Here is a 15,574-nt window from a genome sequence, read left to right as displayed (position 1 = left end):
TCTCATTCCAGCAGGTCACTTATATAGGCACTTATCTTATTTGGGCGGACAGAATACAGGAAAAACAATTACGTTCAAAAAAGATTCCGAATGGGCTCTTAGGCTTTACTCGTAACTTTTTGGCTAGTTCGCTAGTGGTTATATAATCTGATTCTGCCATCACTTAACCTCTTTATGATACCCGTTCTTCAAAATTGTTTTAGCTACTTTTGCAGGCGTTACCGTGTCACTCCATGCCCCTTCAAAAATGATGGTATACAGCTCCGTAGTGAGAATATCCTCCAAACTCCTTGGCCTTTCAGAGTAGGGCACCTCATCGGGCACCCCGTTCATCACGTCAATAATCAGCTCAGCGATTTCCTTTTCTCCCCGCTCTGGCTTACGGTATCCTGCTTGCCATACTGCATCGGTGATATCAGCAGGATCGCCCCAGACTGAGGCGATGATTTGAGTGAGGTGGAATGAGTTATTGATCACCGCTGCCTTCTCCCTTCTGCTTAAGTTCATAGCCGACCATTTGAGCAATATGTATGGCAGAATGAATGGTTTTATCGATCATATTATCCAGCTCGGTGATAGTTATTCTCACGCTGTTACCGTACTCTTCGCGGAGTAAATGCTTGGTTATTTCCCACAGAGTGGCGGTATCCATTAGGCTTTTACTCATCTTGTTCTCCTCACTCTGTTAATTAGGTCTGCCCTGACATAAAGAGTGTCTGTTGGGTTTATCCAGTCGGAGCACCATGTAATTTCAACTCCGTTATCTGGATACACAGGCCTACCTTCTTCTTCTGGTTCGGGATCGGTCTGTAGCCATATATATTCTGGAGCAGTAGGACATAAAATATGCTCTGGTAATTGCAATTCTGGCTGTTGTTCCTCCACCTTCTTCAATAACCAATCAACCCACTCGCGCCCGTCGTCAATATGACCGGATAAACCCATTTCATTCTGTGCGTTATCGATGCTGATCATTGCTCTTCTCCGCTATTAAGGTCGATAGCCATCTGGCCTGCTTCTTCCAGTGCGCTAATCATTTTCTGGCGCTTCCCTTTGGTCTTTTTTCGTGCGTTCATGATTTGGCTGCACATAGAAAGCAGTTCCGCTTCGTTCTTTTCATCCCGTGCGAGCTGGTGGCGTAACTCATCAAATCTTCCAACCATGTGATCGAGAGAAGGAAGGGCATTAATCCCGATGCCTGAATTTCCCGATTTGAAATCGATAAATGCCTGGTTCACATCAAGCTGAAAATCCGGCCGAATCCATCCCGCGTAAGAAACCGCTATCAGCTCATGAGCGAATGTGCCGGGTGACATTCCCCCATTGATAACATTGATTACTTTATGAGCAGACCCCGAATTCGGGGTCTGGAACGTTTTCAATAACTTAGCTTCGAGTTGCCTAATAAGTTCTTTGGCTTGCTTGGTTTCCAACCATTTGTTAGGCGCTTTGCTCTTACCTTCGCCACTGGCCTTATGTAATGTGTTCAGGTTGTAACGCCCGAACTCATCAAGAGGAATCTCAACACCGACAACCACAGGTAGTAATTTACCTTTCATATTTTTTACCCCGTCTTACGCTGTTACCTTTCTTTATTGGTGTTATCTTTATTTCTGCCACTTTGGGTGCGGGTGGCAGAGGGGGGCAGATGCCCTCGTGAATATGCTGATTACGTCTCATGCGGTGGATATGCCGCTTGGTGTAATCCCTGCCGTCGTCGATGTGGACTACCGTTCTGACCAGTTCGTCGTTAATGTCCACCATCTGGCGGTGCTTATTTGTCACGACCTGCCTCCACTTCTCTCACTATTTGCTCGGCAAGCTCGAAGGCATTTTCATAAAGTGGCTGAACTACAAAAATAGGATTGCCGTAAAGTTTGTTTGTGAGAGGACTAAACCGGAATCGACAGGGTGTTTCCATGCCGGAGGATTCTATAAGTACAACGCCGTTGCGAAACATCAAATATGGGTAAGCCAGATACTCAAGGCGAAGGTGTGGCGCTACATTTTGCTTCTCTATCGGGATGGTTTTATCCAGGTCAGGGAAGCGCCCCTTGATTACCTCCAGGCGAGTAAAGCTAAAAGTTTTATTATCTTCATCCAAATGAAAGGCTCTTGTTGCATCATCGAATTGGATTTCAGTGAAACAGGCCTTCTCTGGGATACCGCCGCAGAACCGGATAATCAGATCGATGTCAGTAGGCTCATTATCATCAAAGAAAGTGCCGCTCTCCTCCTTAAGTTCCATGCGAACCAGTACGTGCCCGTTTGTGGCTTCAATATGTTGCCGGGTGATATGTACCCCGGTTAATCCGGGGTGTTTTTCTGCCTGCTCATCTTTGGCTACACAAACCAAGGCAGCGCGTAATAAATTGGTATCAATGATCATGACTTAACCTCCGGTGTATAAACTGCTTTGTCGTGTTGGTATTCGCCGTTCCATGATTTCTTCATGGGAAGCTCACCTTTCATGTACAGGGCATAGAGGCGATGGCAGCCTTTTTCCAGCAACACGGCGGTGCGGGTGATAAAGGGATCTTGTCCATGAGGCTTTATTTCGTTTTCGTCTTCGGTGAGATAGCGATCACGGGCATAAGAAGCGACACGCCAGCGCGGCTTTTTCTCTGGGTCTTTCTGTTCGTTGTAGAGCCAATTGCGCTCCATTGCCCACCACATGATTTTGGTGGTATTCACACCATTCAAACCCTTACAGAAGGCGGGGATAGTTATACCTTTGGTAAAGTGCTTTTCCAGACTGTCCACGGTGGCACTCAGGGTTTTATTTTCACCCTCAAGACGCTCGACGTTCTCGGCATACACAGACAGCATTGAACGTAGCTTCGCGGGATTACTGAGTAACTCAGCTTCCGTTGTGATGCTGTCGCGACGAGTGAAGTAGAACTCAGTCAGATCGTCAAAGTAATTCCAAGCCTGGTCGGTTTCTAGCATCTTGGAGTGGTTCGCCGCGCCGCGTTCTGTCCAGAGGATGAATTGACTTGTGTATTTACTAACCAACCCTCTTAAAGAGGGTAACCTCTTAAGTTCTTGTAATTCATCGCCCTTGACTAAATAGAAATGTTTACCTTCAATAAAGCGCTCTTCATTTCTGGCAAAATTATTGGATATCATTTTTTCTGTCGCACCATACCCCGCAGCTAATTGTTCGGTAGTCACAACACGCTGACCGCGATACTCAACAATCTGTAATTCTTTGGCAGATACTGGAACTAATTCATTTTTCTTGGTCATTATTTTGTCTCTCAATGTGCAGTTGGTGATGCTGGTTCAGCAGTAAATAACTTGAATCCACCGATAAACACTTCATCGATAAAATCACGCATCCATGTACTACTGTTTTCTTTTTCGTTAACCTCATTACCGAGGTAGAAACGCCATAAGGCGATATATTTTTCGATTGGGTTAACCTCTAGAATCGTTTTTTCGATTTGGTGAATAAGCAGTGTTTCAATAGCATCGGCATCTAATTCAACACCGCAATTTTCGTGAATGAATATAAAGCTACCGTTTGTGTTTAAACCAAATCGCTCGTAGCATGAAACTAAGTATTCCTTAGCAATAAGGGTTCTCTGTCTTTTCACCATATACTCTGCACATTCCATTTTTTCTGCATCGGTTAATGGCGGGTAATTGGTTATTGCTCTTTCTTCATCTAGAAGACAAGCCGGACAACCTTTATTATTTTCTTTTAAATACTCGATAACTTCTTTTATTGTCATATTTTTATTACTCATTACCATCTCTCCCGAACAGTCACTTGTACTTTCCGAACGCAGCGCAAATTATTCTTGGTGCACTCTTTTTCTTGTTTTCTATCCTGAGATAATGAAAGCGCCTTACCCCATTTATCAGCAGCGCGACGAAATAAATTCTGGCTTTCTAATTCTTTGGCTTTTTGTATTGCTTGTTCATATACTGTCATTATTCACCGCCTGTTTTTTCATGTGCCTTTTTAATGCAGCGTACATTCGCCCATTTTCTTTTTGGTTTCTTAATGCTGTACTATGGCTATGATGTAATGAATGTCTTTTTTCGTTATGCTCTTGGCGATATTCAGTCCAGAGTTGATTCTTTAAATTGGTGGCTAAATTTTTAGCCTTCCCCCAATATTCGGCCGCCAGATCGTACTTTTCTTCTTTCTCTTTTTGGATTGCTTTATTTGCTACTGCTATATAACTTACATCTTTCATTCCTAACTCCTTATTTATAATCAGTCTGAATTCAGCGTGATCGATTCCCCAGCGATGGCGCTGTAATTAAATTTGTTTTGTTGTTTTTATTATTCTAATTCGGCTATTTGTATTTCTAACTCAGATATCTTTTCATGTAATGAATTAATTTCATTCATTGCTTTTGAATACTTTTTCTGTAGGACTATTCTTTCCCTTTCTCGCCTGACATCGGCTTTCAGTTCCTCCAGTACCTGAGCGTGACGTTCTATGAATTCAGGGCGCATTTTGCCACGACGTAACTTAGTGGTTCCGTCTTCCTGTTTAACTTTTATGGCAGGGAAGTTACTTGACCTGTCTTCCTCGTCAAACTGTCTTTGAGCTCGAACGTAAGCTAATTTATTTAGTGCGCCGCTCTCAGTTAGATAAGCCTTGTTAGCGCCACGAACGACATAGACTTCACGTAGTTCAATAGTAATATCTTGGCCTGTGGCGATTTCGATAGGTTTTAGGGTTGTCATTGGTTATTCCTTATTGATTGGATTATTTTCGCTTCTTTTTTAATTTTTCGTCTGCGATTTTTTTCACAGCTTGCTGTTACATAGTTTTCATATTCAGCTTTAACAATAAGTGGCAATATGGTTAATAAATGCGATATCTTACCAAGGTCAGTCATTGCATCATCTTGTGAATATTCTTCGCTGTTAATTGCCGCTTGTACTAAATTACCAATAGATGTCATGCCTTTTGTTAAACCATCTATTACATCATCACTTGAAGACATTAAGAACTGTAAATCACTATCAATCATTTCTGTTATGCGTTCATTACTGACACGAACATGTTTGTAGATATTATTCATTGATATTCAACTCCTCTGACTCGTGCTATTTCTTTTCCGGCATCAAAGGCTAAATCTATCGCAATAAGAAGTAAATTTGCGTCGTCATCATCTCCACGGACATCAATCATTGCGCTCAATAATGATCTTAGTTTTTCGATTGCATTCTTAGCTAACTCTAATTCAATATCTAATTTGATATTATTACTTTCTTTATCCCCCTCGTTTGCTTCCCTTAATTTTTCAGCTAATACCTTTGATTGACGATGCACACCACGGCACATTAAATAAGTATCAGGTGCGGCTTCATTTTGAGTTGCAGTGAGTACAGGAAATATTGATGCCTCAATTTCTTCTGCAATTTCGACGACTGTTTTTAGATTGTTATTCATATTTCACCCTGATATATTTATTCGAAGTTATTGTTTAATGCATTCAGGTCACGATACTGACACATTGACAACCTATGCGCGGCTCGTAACTTTAAATAAGCATCGGTATCTATATCTTCCTCAGCTAATTTTAATAATGGCGCTAATAAAGCCTGCATTTCTTCATTAATTTCCAATGCATTCTCTAAGTAAGATTTATCACCAACTGATATTTTTGTTTTCATATCACTCTGCCTCATTATATTCTTGCTGAATACTGTTATTACGATATCATCACCTATCATGATTTTTTCTTGTGGACGGCGAGCTAGGGTTAACATTTTTGTCTCCTTGATCATATTATGCTGATTTACCTTTTTATCTTACCTTTAAGGTGGTGGTACTCTTGGTAGCCCCCTACAACAGCCAAGAAGGTATTTATTTATGTCTGTTTATTCGAACTTATTTATAGAGATTCAAAAAGCTATTTTCCCTTCGTATGGCGCCAGCTACACCAGCCAAAACATAATTTCCAAAGGTGATCCTGATAGCGCCAGAATACATTCTTATTTAATTTTATTGCTTGAAATAGTTAGCTATGAATACCGAAAACAGCATGCAACAATATTTGAGCCGCTAAGAGGTGATAAGGCTCTTAAACATTTACTGTTTACTCGGTATCAAGTTTCTCTTCGGGAACTGGAAACCAATCCGCTCGAATGGATTGTCTTTGCTCTTCTGAAAGACCTTGCCCCGGAAAATCTACCTCAGAAAGCCCAAAGCTACGTAAATGGTTTAAAGCTGAACAAAGACGCATCTGGCATTGATTGGAATCTAAAAGTAAATTGGATTCTTGGCTCAGGTGAACAGACTCTGAAAAAGGCTGACGAGCAACAAGAGAATTAATTTCAAGCTCCAGTGAATCGACTGCTTTTGATATAATACAAAGCGTTCTTTCACGGTTATTAAGTGTATTAAGTTCATTTTGAAGCCATGCAATAAGTTCATAAAGATTTAAATTAGCTGCGTAAATAAAAGGCTTATCGCCACAGGGTAGCGATTGCTGCCCTTTAATTTGGTTATTGTTTATCTCAGTCACCAAAGTATTATTGATATTAGTTACTGATTTTTTCATTTTTATCCCCTCAAAATTAATATTATTTATCTTGGTTACAATTAACTATTTGTCCCATCCATCCGTAAATGACATATACGGGTGCTAACAACCTTTTTGCCTCTTGTTCATCGCGTGCTTGAGCTTTAACACATATGGGGCGTGTTTGTTTTGTTATTCATGATTGACCTCAGTTAATTTTTTCGGATTATCAATTTTCCACTTTACGTTATTTTTAAGTTTATATTTTAGATCTAATATTTCTTTGGCTTGTTTATTGGCATCTTCATAAGATAAGAAGACATCAACTAGATACATATATCTTCCATTTCTTTTGTAAAGTACATAAACACAGTCTTGGAATACCTCTAGAGAATAATTGGGAATTGGTTCTTCATGTTTTTGATTTGCCATATAAGTGATAAGTATGTGTTTTTTGAATTCACTTTTATTTTTTATATCCATAGAATAAGGCTCTTTTTTATTTAAATTATGATATCCACTGATTCCAATTTTCTTGTTAGAAATTAACCAGAGTTACGGTCAACAATTTGTCCCATCCATCCGTAAATGACATATACGGGTGCTAACAACCTTTTTGCTTCTTCCCTGTCACTCGCCTGAGCCCTAACACATGCAGGACGCGTTTGTTTCATGTTAGAACGCTCAATGGCTGCGAAGATAAATGTTTTCATTGAAACCTCCTTTAACTCTTGGTGATTAATCTTATCACCTTGCTGTAAATAACATTATCACTATAGATTTAGTTAGTCTATACCTATGGTGATAAAAATTTATTTTTTCTATTATGCTATTGAAATTGAATGGATTTAATTCAATGATAGATAAATTGTTTTTTGCCTTGATAATTACGTGAATTTAAGTAAGATTTAAAGCACTGTATGTAAAAACAGTGCTTTAGACGAAAGGGGGGATGATTTGGAAGTGTTTCGAGTGAACCCAGGAGGCTATGCAAGGACGATTGAAGTTGAGGATGGTAATTATCGTCTTCGTTTCATTTCACGAAATAAATATATAATAACTCCAACTAATTCAACGTCAGCCGACATGGGAATTAGTGGAACTCTGGAGTCATCAACAGATAAAAAATCCGTAGAACCACCTTTTACATAGCGATAAACAGAATAATTTTTTCCTATGCGCGCATAAATTAGATCGTCATTGGCGGCCTTCTCTGATTTATCAACAACAATTAATGTCCCTTCTGGTGCCTCAGTGCAGCCAGTATTTTGAGTGATCCTGTAAGCCCGACATGAGTCAAAGTTAGTTAGTGATTCCGAAAGCACGGGCACCATGAATGCCTCGTTTGTTTCTTGCTCTTCATCATAGATCTTTACTGGCACTGAATGGTTAGAATGCATAATGACCACATCAGAACCGTCTGTTTGATATTTGGCACCGCTTCCATCACTAAGCCATTCAGGGCGAACCCCCAGAACCTTTGCTATATCCACCAATTTACTTGTTTTGGCGGATTTTCCTGAGAGTAATTTCCATATCATGGATTGAGCTAAATCAGCTTCCCTGGCAAGGGCTGATTGAGTGAGTCCTTTCTCTTTCATGGCTTCTTTCAGTCTATCTGCAAGAGTCATAGCTACCTCGTTTACTTTTTTAACTAATTCTATCTCCAAAGTGATAGCTTTACAAATATATCCATAGTGATTGATTTATATTTAAAGTGATAATATTATCACTGTAGAGCTAACGGAGGGATAAATGAAGAACGTAGCAATAGAAAAAATAATAAAAATTGCGGGCAGCCAAACGAGGCTAGCCGAAATCTTGGGGTGTAGGCAATCGCTTATAAGTTCATGGTTACACAAAAAAAAGAGAGTTTCGGTCTCTTTGGTTCCTGACATTGTGGCGTTTTCAAACGGTGCCATCCAAGCCCACGAACTACGCCCTGATCTGCCTAAAGTGTTTCCACCACCCACGGAGGCAGGTCATGAATAACATTCAGCTGGTGGTTGTTTATGTACTGGCGCTGGTGGTCATTCCGATCTGGGGCGTGTGGTTGTTGTCTGTGATCGGGATTTAGTTATGGGGCACTTTCCTGACTACATCAAAGTGACCATGCCATCGCATTTCTACCCAGACGATGGCGCATGGATTCAGGAAATGCTGGGGAAACTACGGGTTAGCACACGGGCAAAGATAACTGCCAAGTATTCAGAAGTGTATCAGGCGGCATGGGATGAGGAACCCGTTTCATACCGCAAAGACAACGCAGCACGACGAGCTGCCAACATCCGGCTCAGGGAATTTGTCGTCAAGTATGAGAGAGCGGCACAGGGTTATACATCGGAGCCGTTGAAGGTGGTTAACCCGTGATCAAATTTAGGGGTTCACATGTATCACTTTGCTAGTACACGAATAGAGAAGAGAACCAGGGGGGTAAGGGGGGTTTGGAGAGTTCAGTAAGGTAAAGCACAGCCAAGTAAGAACACATTACTTAAATAGATCTCAGTAGGGAGTACATAAGTTAATTAAGTGCACTAATAGGGTTTCAAAAATCGCCGTACTACCGAAGTGATACAAAATAACCATTGAGGAAACAAAAATGAGCACAGAACTGAAAGAAAAATTAATCACCTTGCTGGAAGAGCAATTTCTCACTGTCGCCGACATGCAGAACTTTGAAGCGGTACTCACCGCAAAGATCCGTGAGCAAGGTTGGTTCCTGCAAAAGAATTTCACCGTGACCGGATTAAGCGATGGCCGAAATGGTCGCGTCGATTACATGGTGACCACTCACGTAGGGGCGAAATGCGCTATCGAGGCTGACAACCGATCACCGCGTAAACGATCACTGTTGAAATTAAGCGAGCTGCCCACTGGCATATCCGGCTTCGTGCTGCTCAAAGATGGCAAACAACCTCTGCGTTATTGCGTGAACGGGGTTGATGTGATCCGTGCCACCAAGTTCAGGTGCTAGCAAGGGCTGAGAAGTCACAGAAGTTAGGAAAGGTTGTGCTCTGGCAGTGGAAATTATTCAAGTGAGGGTATCAATGTTAACGAAGAATGGAAGTGTAAGAGGGTGCAAGAAACCGAACAGCCAAACTTTGCAGGGTGCAACTGCTCAGGTTCTTGCGGCAGGAATCAGAGTATCTGAGGCTCGATTACCTGCGCGGATTATGGCACAGCAACTCAGAAAAATAAAGGGAGTAACATCATGCTAGAAATTACCCCCAATTTTGCACAGGAACGCGCTTTAAACATGTTGCGTCAGGACTGGAAGCAGCACCGTACTTTCATGGTGTACAGCCCCACGGGTTCAGGTAAAACAGGGCTGGCGGCTTTCGTTACTGATGGTTATGTATCCCGTGGAATGCGTGTCATGTTCTGTGTGCCGTATACGATCCTCGTAGACCAAACAGCAACCCGCTTTATTGAGTATGGTTTGCCAGAGCACGAAATCAGTTATGTGTGGCGTGACCATCCGAACTATGACCCGACCCGATTAATCCAGATTGCTTCGGCCGATACCATCATTCGCCGTGAGTTTCCTGACAATATCGATCTGTTGATCATTGACGAAGCACACCTGCGCCGTAAGCGAATGCTGGAAATTATCCGTGATGGTGAGATGCCGGTGATTGGGTTATCAGGCACACCGTTTGCACCGTTCCTCGGTCACTACTACCAGAAGCTGATTAAGCCGACCACGATAAAAGAGTTAATCCAGCGTGGTGATCTGAGTAGTTATGAGTTCTATGCACCCACCAAGCCTGATTTAACCGGGGTGAAATCCACTCAAAGTGCTGAGTACGGTAGTGACTACAAGGAAGATGAGATAGCCGAAATCATGTGCGGGGCTGATTTGGTCGGTGACATCGTTAGTAGCTGGCTGAAATTGGGCGAGAACCAACCCACGATTTGCTTTTGCGTCAATGTCAGCCATGCCAATTTTATCACGGTCGAATTCAATCGCGCTGGGGTTAACGCGGAAGTCATGACTGCCAGTACGCCGCCCGAAGAAAGAGATCTGATTATCCATCGGTTTGAGCAGGGTGCAACGAAAATTATCGTCAATGTGGGCGTGCTGGTGGCGGGTTTTGACAGTGATGTCCGGTGCATCATTTATGCCCGTCCCACCAAGTCAGAAATTAGATGGCTTCAAACACTCGGTAGGGGCTTGCGTATCGCTAAGGGTAAGGACAGGTGCATCATTCTTGATCACTCCGGCACGGTTCATCGCCTCGGTTACCCCGATGATATCGAGTATGACGAACTGCCCAATAAAAACGATGGCATGAAAACCCGTGATAGCTACCGTGAGCAGGAGAAACGCGAGAAGTTACCTAAAGAATGCCCCTCTTGTCATTACATGAAACCCGCGGGCGTTTATGTCTGCCCGAAATGCGACTTCAAGCCATTGTCAGGTGAAGATATTGAGGTAGACACCAGTCGTACCATCAAAAAACTCAGCAAGAAAGAACGTGTTTACACGCAGGCCGAAAAGCAGAGCTTCTACTCACAATTAAAGTACTACCAGAACCAGCGAGCCTCACAGGGCAAGGCGATCAGTGATGGCTGGGTATCCAACACCTTTAAAGACAAGTTCGGCGTCTGGCCTCGTGGGTTCCACGACACCCCACAGGAGCTGACACCCGAAGTGAATAATTTCATTAAACATAAACAGATTGCGTGGGCGAAATCCCGCAAGAAAGCGGAACAAACACAGCAGTCCCGCCACGAACAGCAGGAAATGCGCCTTGAGGTTGCTCAACGCCGGGTCAGCGATATCCGTGAACGCTTTGGTATGCGACAGGGAGAAACACGATGAACAGAATAAAAACCGCCGATGCCGTTATTGGCCGCTGGCCTGAGATCTTCGCTTATTACAAATTGCCGCCTGTGACAGGCAAGCATCATTTTAAAGGGAAATGCCCGATATGTGGGCGAAAAGGTAAGTTTCGTATTGATGATCGGGATGGCAGGGGAACGTTCATCTGCACCTGTAACGCAGGGGATGGCTGGAAGTTACTCACCTTGACGCAGGGGAAAGAGTATAAGGCGCTGGCCGATGAGATTGATCTGCTATTGGGTATCCAGTCGGATAAGCGCAGTGTGGTGAAAAAAGAGACCAATATCACCACATTCAGAAACAGAGTGACCGCCTGCTATGCCACCAACTTATCCAATCTGAAAGGCACGCAGGGCGAAGCCTACCTGCGAAATCGGGGTATTCATGTTCTACCCGCCGACAATGTGAAGTACTGCGCCGAACAGCCTGTCCGTAACGGGAAGCTACAGGCTATCTGGTCATTGGTGACGGATGCTAAAGGTACGCTGTGTTATCTGCACCGCACCTACCTTGATGGCGATAGAAAGGCCGATATTACCCCGCAAAAGAAACTGGATGCCATGCAGGAAGATAGCTATCGCGACCATGCTCAGTCGCCCGCGATACGTATGTTTCCTGTTGATTCGACATTGGGGATTGCTGAGGGCATCGAGACCGCGTTGTCCTGTAAGCAAATCTACGGGGTGAATACGTGGTCAGTGGTGAACGCGGGGTTTATGGAGCGCTTTCTGGTTCCCAGGGGAGTTAAGCATTTAATTATCTTCGCAGATAACGACTGGAGCGCTACAGGAGAAGCGGCTGCATATATATGTGCCAATAAGAATTTACTGGCTAACAACGATATTGAAAAGGTGAGCGTCAGATACCCCGATATGGGGGATTTTAACGACTTGCTACAACAAGGTTGCCAAGCCAGAGAAAGGGTATTTGTGAAAAAGACAGCGGAGACAGCATAATGCGTGATATGCGGATGACACTCAGCCAATGGGGCGCATGGGCTAACGAAGGGAGTAGTGATGTTGATTGGTCACCCATTGCGGCGGGGTTCAAAGGGTTGACGGCCAGTACCCGAAAGAGCCGTGCACAATGTTGTGATGATGACGGGATAGCGATTGATGCGGCTGTTTTGCGATTGAAGAAGCACAACGCTTATTATTTTCAACTGATCGTGATGCACTACATTAAGGCACTGCCATTAAGGATGATGGGCAATAAATTAGGCATATCCCATAACGAAGTTGCCAAAAGATTACAGGCGGCCGAGGGATTTATTGAAGGCGTTTTGGCGGTTTCCGGGGTTATTTTGGAATTTGATAAAGGCGTACAAAAAAAAGTCGTCAATCAGGTTGCGTAATTACAAAAGTCGATATATTGTGATAAGAGTGATAGCTATGTCACGTAGCTTATTGGCTTTTCTCGATAGACGAGAAACAGTGATATAGCGTTATTACTGGTTTATTTATTTCAGACATTTTACCTCGCTTCGGCGGGGTTTTTTGCCTACACACAATCAAAGAGAAAATCATGAAAAAAACACTGAGTGCTATTATTCTCAGCCTCCTCTCTTCTGGTGCTTTAGCGCAGCAGGGCGGTTTTGTTTCCCCAGACGGCGCCGGCTATTCTCAGGGTGGATTTAAGGGGCCAACTTTCGACCTGACCAACGTTGTTAAAGCAAAATCCCTTCATGATGACTCATGGGTTGTTCTGGAAGGTAATATTGTTAAACAGGTTGGGCACGAACTCTATGAGTTCAAGGATAACTCCGGCTCTGTTTATGTTGACATTGATGACAAAATTTGGCTGGGTCAGACGGTCACGCCGACCGATAAAGTTCGTATCGAAGGTGAAGTGGATAGAGACTGGACCAGTATTGAGATTGATGCCAAAACGATCCGTGTTGTGAAATAATACAGGTGCTTTGAATACAGCCTCGCACTCGCGGGGCTTTTTGTTTTCTGGAGGGGGATAAATGTCTACACCAATCACAGAGTCTTTAGTTATTCGTTCTGCCTCTGAGCAACCTACCTTTGATATGAATGGTAAAGAGGTACTGGTTTTAAATCCTTGCGATGGCTGGCATATTGGCTATGTCACGTTTTGGGATGAAGGCGAATACTCAGGCATATATCGGTGGATAGGGGAAGAATTTGAGCCTCGGTATTTTTATGTTGCTTGGGCGCTTTTACCTGATGGACTGAAAATTGGTGATGCATTCGAAGACCAAAAGGCCACATCGGAAGAACATGATCGTTATTGGGCGGCAAGAGAGAAGCCGAACGGTAAATAAGTTCAGCACTAACTTCAATTCAGAGAATACCCTTGTTTCCCTTTTAGGGACTTGAAGACCTGCTTAAGGCGCGTCCACTCAGGCTGCCGTCTGGATGACGGTATTGTAGCAACACCTCGAATTAATATAGAGAACACCCTCATGAAAGATGAATTCGATGGTTTTATTCAACTCCTGCAAAAAATACAGTAGTTCAAAATCCCCGTTATCGGAATTCCGGCATCGGAACAAATTCAAATAGTTCGGAATTCCGAACGGCTCATTATTCAAGGCTGCGCATGGCGTAGCTTTTTTTTGTATCTGGAACTTTGGCGTAGAGGGTTCGCGCGGATGCCTGAAGAGCATCAGGACTCGGTTCGATTCCGAGAGGTTCCACCAAATTATATCGAAGGTCACTCAGTGGCCTTTTTTGTTACCTACGCAATGAGGAAATTACCCATGTACGCACTAAAGCTAATCACAGAAAAAAATGGTCGTTCAGTAGAAGAGTCATGGATCTTGGGAGACATGTACCGTCTGGAGTTTTACCCGAAAGGTGTCGCTGGGGGCGTTATTGCCCGTGTCGAACATACCCAGAACGGCAATTTGATTAATCACGAGATCAAGAAGACAGATCAGGCCTACATCACCACGCTGACAGGTGACACGGTTCGCACAGTATGTCGAGGTCAGCATGGATTTGTAGCTGGCCCCATACAATAACCAATACAGAGCGTCTATATCTGGGCGCTCGAAATTGATTATTGCCCAATTTGCCACCGCAATCACCCCCAGAACCTCAGTCTCTCCTATTGCGGCTGGCAACCTATTAACTCGCTAACGAGGTGAATGATGAAGATTATAGTAAATTTCCCTAAAGTGAATTCGAGATTGGAACTTAAAAATAATGATGGCATGAAACAGCAAAGCATATTGTCTTTTTCTTCTAAACGAGTGGCAACACTAGAAGCCGATGTTTATGTTTGCCTGCAAAAAGAAGATGAAGTCCTTTTTTATGAAACGCCTCATGTAAAATTATTTTATGTCGAAGACTATGATGAAAGATCGACGTTTTCAGATTTTGAACTCAGAGCAACAGAGTGGGCTAAAAGTAAGTCGTTAGAATTTGTGAATCATATTAATAAGGTGCAATCACTTGCACCTTGATTTGCTATTTCAGAAGGTTGATTAAGTCCTTGCCAGCATGTCCCCTTGCGTGGCTTGAGACGTGTTTTAATACCATCTTTTCTAACTTCTTCTTTGTCTCTTCTGGATTAGCGGATTCTGAGATAAGAAATTCAATTATTGCAACAGTTAATTCATAGCTTAATTGGGACTTGTCATAAAGAAAATTTTGTTCTGGTGACATTCTATGCCCGCCAATGACAATCATATTTTTTCCTTTGTTCGGAGGTAATCAGCCATCCCTCCAATTGTTGGTTAATCTTTGGCTGATCTAACAGCTTACCTTAACTATTAACCCATTACTTTTAACTAACTCACAGGGGTAACCATCGTTCACCCCACGGACGCCCATTGCTCAGATGGGGTGGAATATGAAGATGAAAGAAAATCCTGATTTATGGGCTGACATATTAAACGGCCTGAAAAACTCATGGCCGCAAATATCCGGCTCTGTTTTGGCGGCATTAATTTGTTACGGGCGCCTGATTTATGACGGCGTGGAACGAAAGAACCGCTGGGTCGAGGCTCTGCTCTGTGGTGCGCTGTCATGGAGCGTATCCAGCGGATTAGAGATGTTTGGTATTCCTGCCAATTTTGCACCCGCTATCGGGGGTGCCATTGGGTTTATTGGTGTTGAGAAGCTACGTGAGTTTGCTATTCGGGTGATTATAGCTAAATCATATTAATATGACATAATATCTAAACCTAAGATGACAAGGCATAAAATGAGATGGGTTACAGCTTAGATTTTCGAAAGAGAGTATTGGCATACAAAGACAAGC

29 protein-coding genes, 1 tRNA gene and 1 pseudogene are annotated in these 15,574 nt (G+C 43.1%); 14 read left to right on the top strand and 17 right to left on the bottom strand.

Going from position 1 to position 15,574, the window contains the following annotated elements; all coding sequences use genetic code 11:
* Positions 1-159: 159 nt before the first annotated feature.
* From Xentx_RS17010 to Xentx_RS18630, 13 genes and pseudogenes are all read right to left on the bottom strand, one after another.
* Positions 160-477 carry a hypothetical protein gene (locus Xentx_RS17010; RefSeq protein ID WP_074021696.1) on the bottom strand — a complete coding sequence of 106 codons (318 nt, stop codon included), beginning with the start codon at positions 475-477 and terminating at the stop codon, positions 160-162.
* Positions 467-667, bottom strand: a complete 201-nt coding sequence (locus tag Xentx_RS17005; RefSeq protein ID WP_074021694.1) for a hypothetical protein — start codon at positions 665-667, stop codon at positions 467-469. The genes Xentx_RS17010 and Xentx_RS17005 overlap by 11 nt, the downstream gene beginning before the upstream one ends.
* On the bottom strand, positions 664-975 hold the full coding sequence (locus tag Xentx_RS17000) for a hypothetical protein (RefSeq protein WP_074021693.1): 312 nt from the start codon (positions 973-975) through the stop codon (positions 664-666). The genes Xentx_RS17005 and Xentx_RS17000 overlap by 4 nt, the downstream gene beginning before the upstream one ends.
* Positions 976-1,210: 235 nt before the next feature.
* A pseudogene (locus Xentx_RS20210) lies at positions 1,211-1,559 on the bottom strand (KilA-N domain-containing protein); the annotation flags it as partial.
* A 215-nt stretch (positions 1,560-1,774) separates the two neighbouring features.
* A complete protein-coding gene (locus Xentx_RS16985) occupies positions 1,775-2,389 on the bottom strand; it encodes a beta clamp domain-containing protein (protein WP_074021688.1) in 615 nt (204 codons plus the stop codon).
* The gene (locus Xentx_RS16980) at positions 2,386-3,249 is read right to left on the bottom strand and encodes an ORF6N domain-containing protein (RefSeq protein WP_074021687.1); all 864 of its coding nucleotides are present in this window, start codon (positions 3,247-3,249) and stop codon (positions 2,386-2,388) included. Before Xentx_RS16980 ends, Xentx_RS16985 begins: the two co-directional genes overlap by 4 nt.
* 11 nt (positions 3,250-3,260) lie before the next feature.
* Positions 3,261-3,752 (bottom strand): hypothetical protein, encoded by a 492-nt coding sequence (locus Xentx_RS16975; protein WP_074021685.1) that lies wholly within the window; start codon positions 3,750-3,752, stop codon positions 3,261-3,263.
* Positions 3,752-3,940 (bottom strand): PerC family transcriptional regulator, encoded by a 189-nt coding sequence (locus Xentx_RS16970; RefSeq protein ID WP_074021684.1) that lies wholly within the window; start codon positions 3,938-3,940, stop codon positions 3,752-3,754. The genes Xentx_RS16975 and Xentx_RS16970 overlap by 1 nt, the downstream gene beginning before the upstream one ends.
* Positions 3,927-4,208: an ANR family transcriptional regulator gene (locus Xentx_RS16965; RefSeq protein ID WP_074021682.1), complete on the bottom strand. Its 282-nt coding sequence runs from the start codon at positions 4,206-4,208 to the stop codon at positions 3,927-3,929. Before Xentx_RS16965 ends, Xentx_RS16970 begins: the two co-directional genes overlap by 14 nt.
* An 89-nt stretch (positions 4,209-4,297) precedes the next feature.
* Positions 4,298-4,708 carry a hypothetical protein gene (locus Xentx_RS16960; RefSeq protein ID WP_074021681.1) on the bottom strand — a complete coding sequence of 137 codons (411 nt, stop codon included), beginning with the start codon at positions 4,706-4,708 and terminating at the stop codon, positions 4,298-4,300.
* Entirely contained in the window at positions 4,705-5,049 is a 345-nt protein-coding gene (locus Xentx_RS16955; protein ID WP_074021679.1) for a hypothetical protein, read from the bottom strand. The genes Xentx_RS16960 and Xentx_RS16955 overlap by 4 nt, the downstream gene beginning before the upstream one ends.
* Positions 5,046-5,420, bottom strand: coding sequence for a hypothetical protein (locus Xentx_RS16950; RefSeq protein ID WP_074021678.1), 375 nt, complete (start codon positions 5,418-5,420; stop codon positions 5,046-5,048). The genes Xentx_RS16955 and Xentx_RS16950 overlap by 4 nt, the downstream gene beginning before the upstream one ends.
* 17 nt (positions 5,421-5,437) lie before the next feature.
* Complete coding sequence (locus Xentx_RS18630; RefSeq protein WP_167366778.1) at positions 5,438-5,740, bottom strand: carbon storage regulator; 303 nt, start codon at positions 5,738-5,740, stop codon at positions 5,438-5,440.
* A gap of 103 nt (positions 5,741-5,843) precedes the next feature.
* Here Xentx_RS18630 and Xentx_RS20205 point away from each other — a divergent pair, with 103 nt between their 5' ends.
* Positions 5,844-6,305, top strand: coding sequence for an ECs1072 family phage-associated protein (locus Xentx_RS20205; protein WP_074021676.1), 462 nt, complete (start codon positions 5,844-5,846; stop codon positions 6,303-6,305).
* 382 nt (positions 6,306-6,687) lie between these two features.
* Here the strand turns inward: Xentx_RS20205 and Xentx_RS16930 are convergent, their stop codons facing one another.
* From Xentx_RS16930 to Xentx_RS16925, 3 genes are all read right to left on the bottom strand, one after another.
* Positions 6,688-6,978: a hypothetical protein gene (locus tag Xentx_RS16930; RefSeq protein WP_074021675.1), complete on the bottom strand. Its 291-nt coding sequence runs from the start codon at positions 6,976-6,978 to the stop codon at positions 6,688-6,690.
* A gap of 62 nt (positions 6,979-7,040) precedes the next feature.
* The gene (locus Xentx_RS19250) at positions 7,041-7,208 is read right to left on the bottom strand and encodes a hypothetical protein (protein WP_167366777.1); all 168 of its coding nucleotides are present in this window, start codon (positions 7,206-7,208) and stop codon (positions 7,041-7,043) included.
* A gap of 306 nt (positions 7,209-7,514) precedes the next feature.
* Positions 7,515-8,126 (bottom strand): XRE family transcriptional regulator, encoded by a 612-nt coding sequence (locus Xentx_RS16925; RefSeq protein WP_074021674.1) that lies wholly within the window; start codon positions 8,124-8,126, stop codon positions 7,515-7,517.
* A 124-nt stretch (positions 8,127-8,250) separates the two neighbouring features.
* Between Xentx_RS16925 and Xentx_RS16920 the strand changes: the two genes are divergently transcribed.
* From Xentx_RS16920 to Xentx_RS16870, 12 genes are all read left to right on the top strand, one after another.
* Complete coding sequence (locus tag Xentx_RS16920) at positions 8,251-8,487, top strand: transcriptional regulator (protein WP_074021672.1); 237 nt, start codon at positions 8,251-8,253, stop codon at positions 8,485-8,487.
* 87 nt (positions 8,488-8,574) lie between these two features.
* Positions 8,575-8,865, top strand: coding sequence for a hypothetical protein (locus Xentx_RS16915; protein ID WP_244149897.1), 291 nt, complete (start codon positions 8,575-8,577; stop codon positions 8,863-8,865).
* A gap of 229 nt (positions 8,866-9,094) precedes the next feature.
* A complete protein-coding gene (locus tag Xentx_RS16910; protein WP_074021670.1) occupies positions 9,095-9,469 on the top strand; it encodes a hypothetical protein in 375 nt (124 codons plus the stop codon).
* 73 nt (positions 9,470-9,542) lie between these two features.
* Entirely contained in the window at positions 9,543-9,713 is a 171-nt protein-coding gene (locus tag Xentx_RS19245) for a hypothetical protein (protein WP_167366776.1), read from the top strand.
* Positions 9,707-11,320 (top strand): DEAD/DEAH box helicase, encoded by a 1,614-nt coding sequence (locus Xentx_RS16905; RefSeq protein ID WP_074021668.1) that lies wholly within the window; start codon positions 9,707-9,709, stop codon positions 11,318-11,320. Before Xentx_RS19245 ends, Xentx_RS16905 begins: the two co-directional genes overlap by 7 nt.
* Positions 11,317-12,297, top strand: a complete 981-nt coding sequence (locus Xentx_RS16900; protein ID WP_074021667.1) for a DUF7146 domain-containing protein — start codon at positions 11,317-11,319, stop codon at positions 12,295-12,297. The genes Xentx_RS16905 and Xentx_RS16900 overlap by 4 nt, the downstream gene beginning before the upstream one ends.
* On the top strand, positions 12,297-12,695 hold the full coding sequence (locus Xentx_RS16895) for an antiterminator Q family protein (protein WP_074021665.1): 399 nt from the start codon (positions 12,297-12,299) through the stop codon (positions 12,693-12,695). The genes Xentx_RS16900 and Xentx_RS16895 overlap by 1 nt, the downstream gene beginning before the upstream one ends.
* 170 nt (positions 12,696-12,865) lie before the next feature.
* Entirely contained in the window at positions 12,866-13,249 is a 384-nt protein-coding gene (locus Xentx_RS16890; protein ID WP_074021663.1) for a YgiW/YdeI family stress tolerance OB fold protein, read from the top strand.
* Positions 13,250-13,310: 61 nt separating this feature from the next.
* Positions 13,311-13,628 (top strand): hypothetical protein, encoded by a 318-nt coding sequence (locus Xentx_RS16885; protein WP_074021662.1) that lies wholly within the window; start codon positions 13,311-13,313, stop codon positions 13,626-13,628.
* 302 nt (positions 13,629-13,930) lie between these two features.
* Positions 13,931-14,006, top strand: a tRNA-Phe gene (locus Xentx_RS16880).
* 60 nt (positions 14,007-14,066) lie between these two features.
* Entirely contained in the window at positions 14,067-14,330 is a 264-nt protein-coding gene (locus tag Xentx_RS16875; RefSeq protein WP_074021660.1) for a hypothetical protein, read from the top strand.
* A 126-nt stretch (positions 14,331-14,456) separates the two neighbouring features.
* Positions 14,457-14,774, top strand: coding sequence for a hypothetical protein (locus Xentx_RS16870; protein ID WP_167366775.1), 318 nt, complete (start codon positions 14,457-14,459; stop codon positions 14,772-14,774).
* Between the two features lie 4 nt (positions 14,775-14,778).
* On the opposite strand, the gene Xentx_RS16865 is transcribed toward Xentx_RS16870, so the two are convergent.
* Positions 14,779-15,000, bottom strand: a complete 222-nt coding sequence (locus Xentx_RS16865) for a hypothetical protein (protein ID WP_038193254.1) — start codon at positions 14,998-15,000, stop codon at positions 14,779-14,781.
* Positions 15,001-15,163: 163 nt separating this feature from the next.
* On the opposite strand from Xentx_RS16865, the gene Xentx_RS16860 reads away from it, so the two are divergent.
* Positions 15,164-15,478: a phage holin, lambda family gene (locus Xentx_RS16860; RefSeq protein WP_244149896.1), complete on the top strand. Its 315-nt coding sequence runs from the start codon at positions 15,164-15,166 to the stop codon at positions 15,476-15,478.
* Positions 15,479-15,574: the final 96 nt, after the last annotated feature.

The sequence above is a fragment of the Xenorhabdus thuongxuanensis genome (assembly GCF_001908095.1).
Taxonomy (GTDB): Bacteria; Pseudomonadota; Gammaproteobacteria; order Enterobacterales; family Enterobacteriaceae; genus Xenorhabdus; species Xenorhabdus thuongxuanensis.
This window is presented reverse-complemented; position numbering and strand designations above follow the sequence as displayed.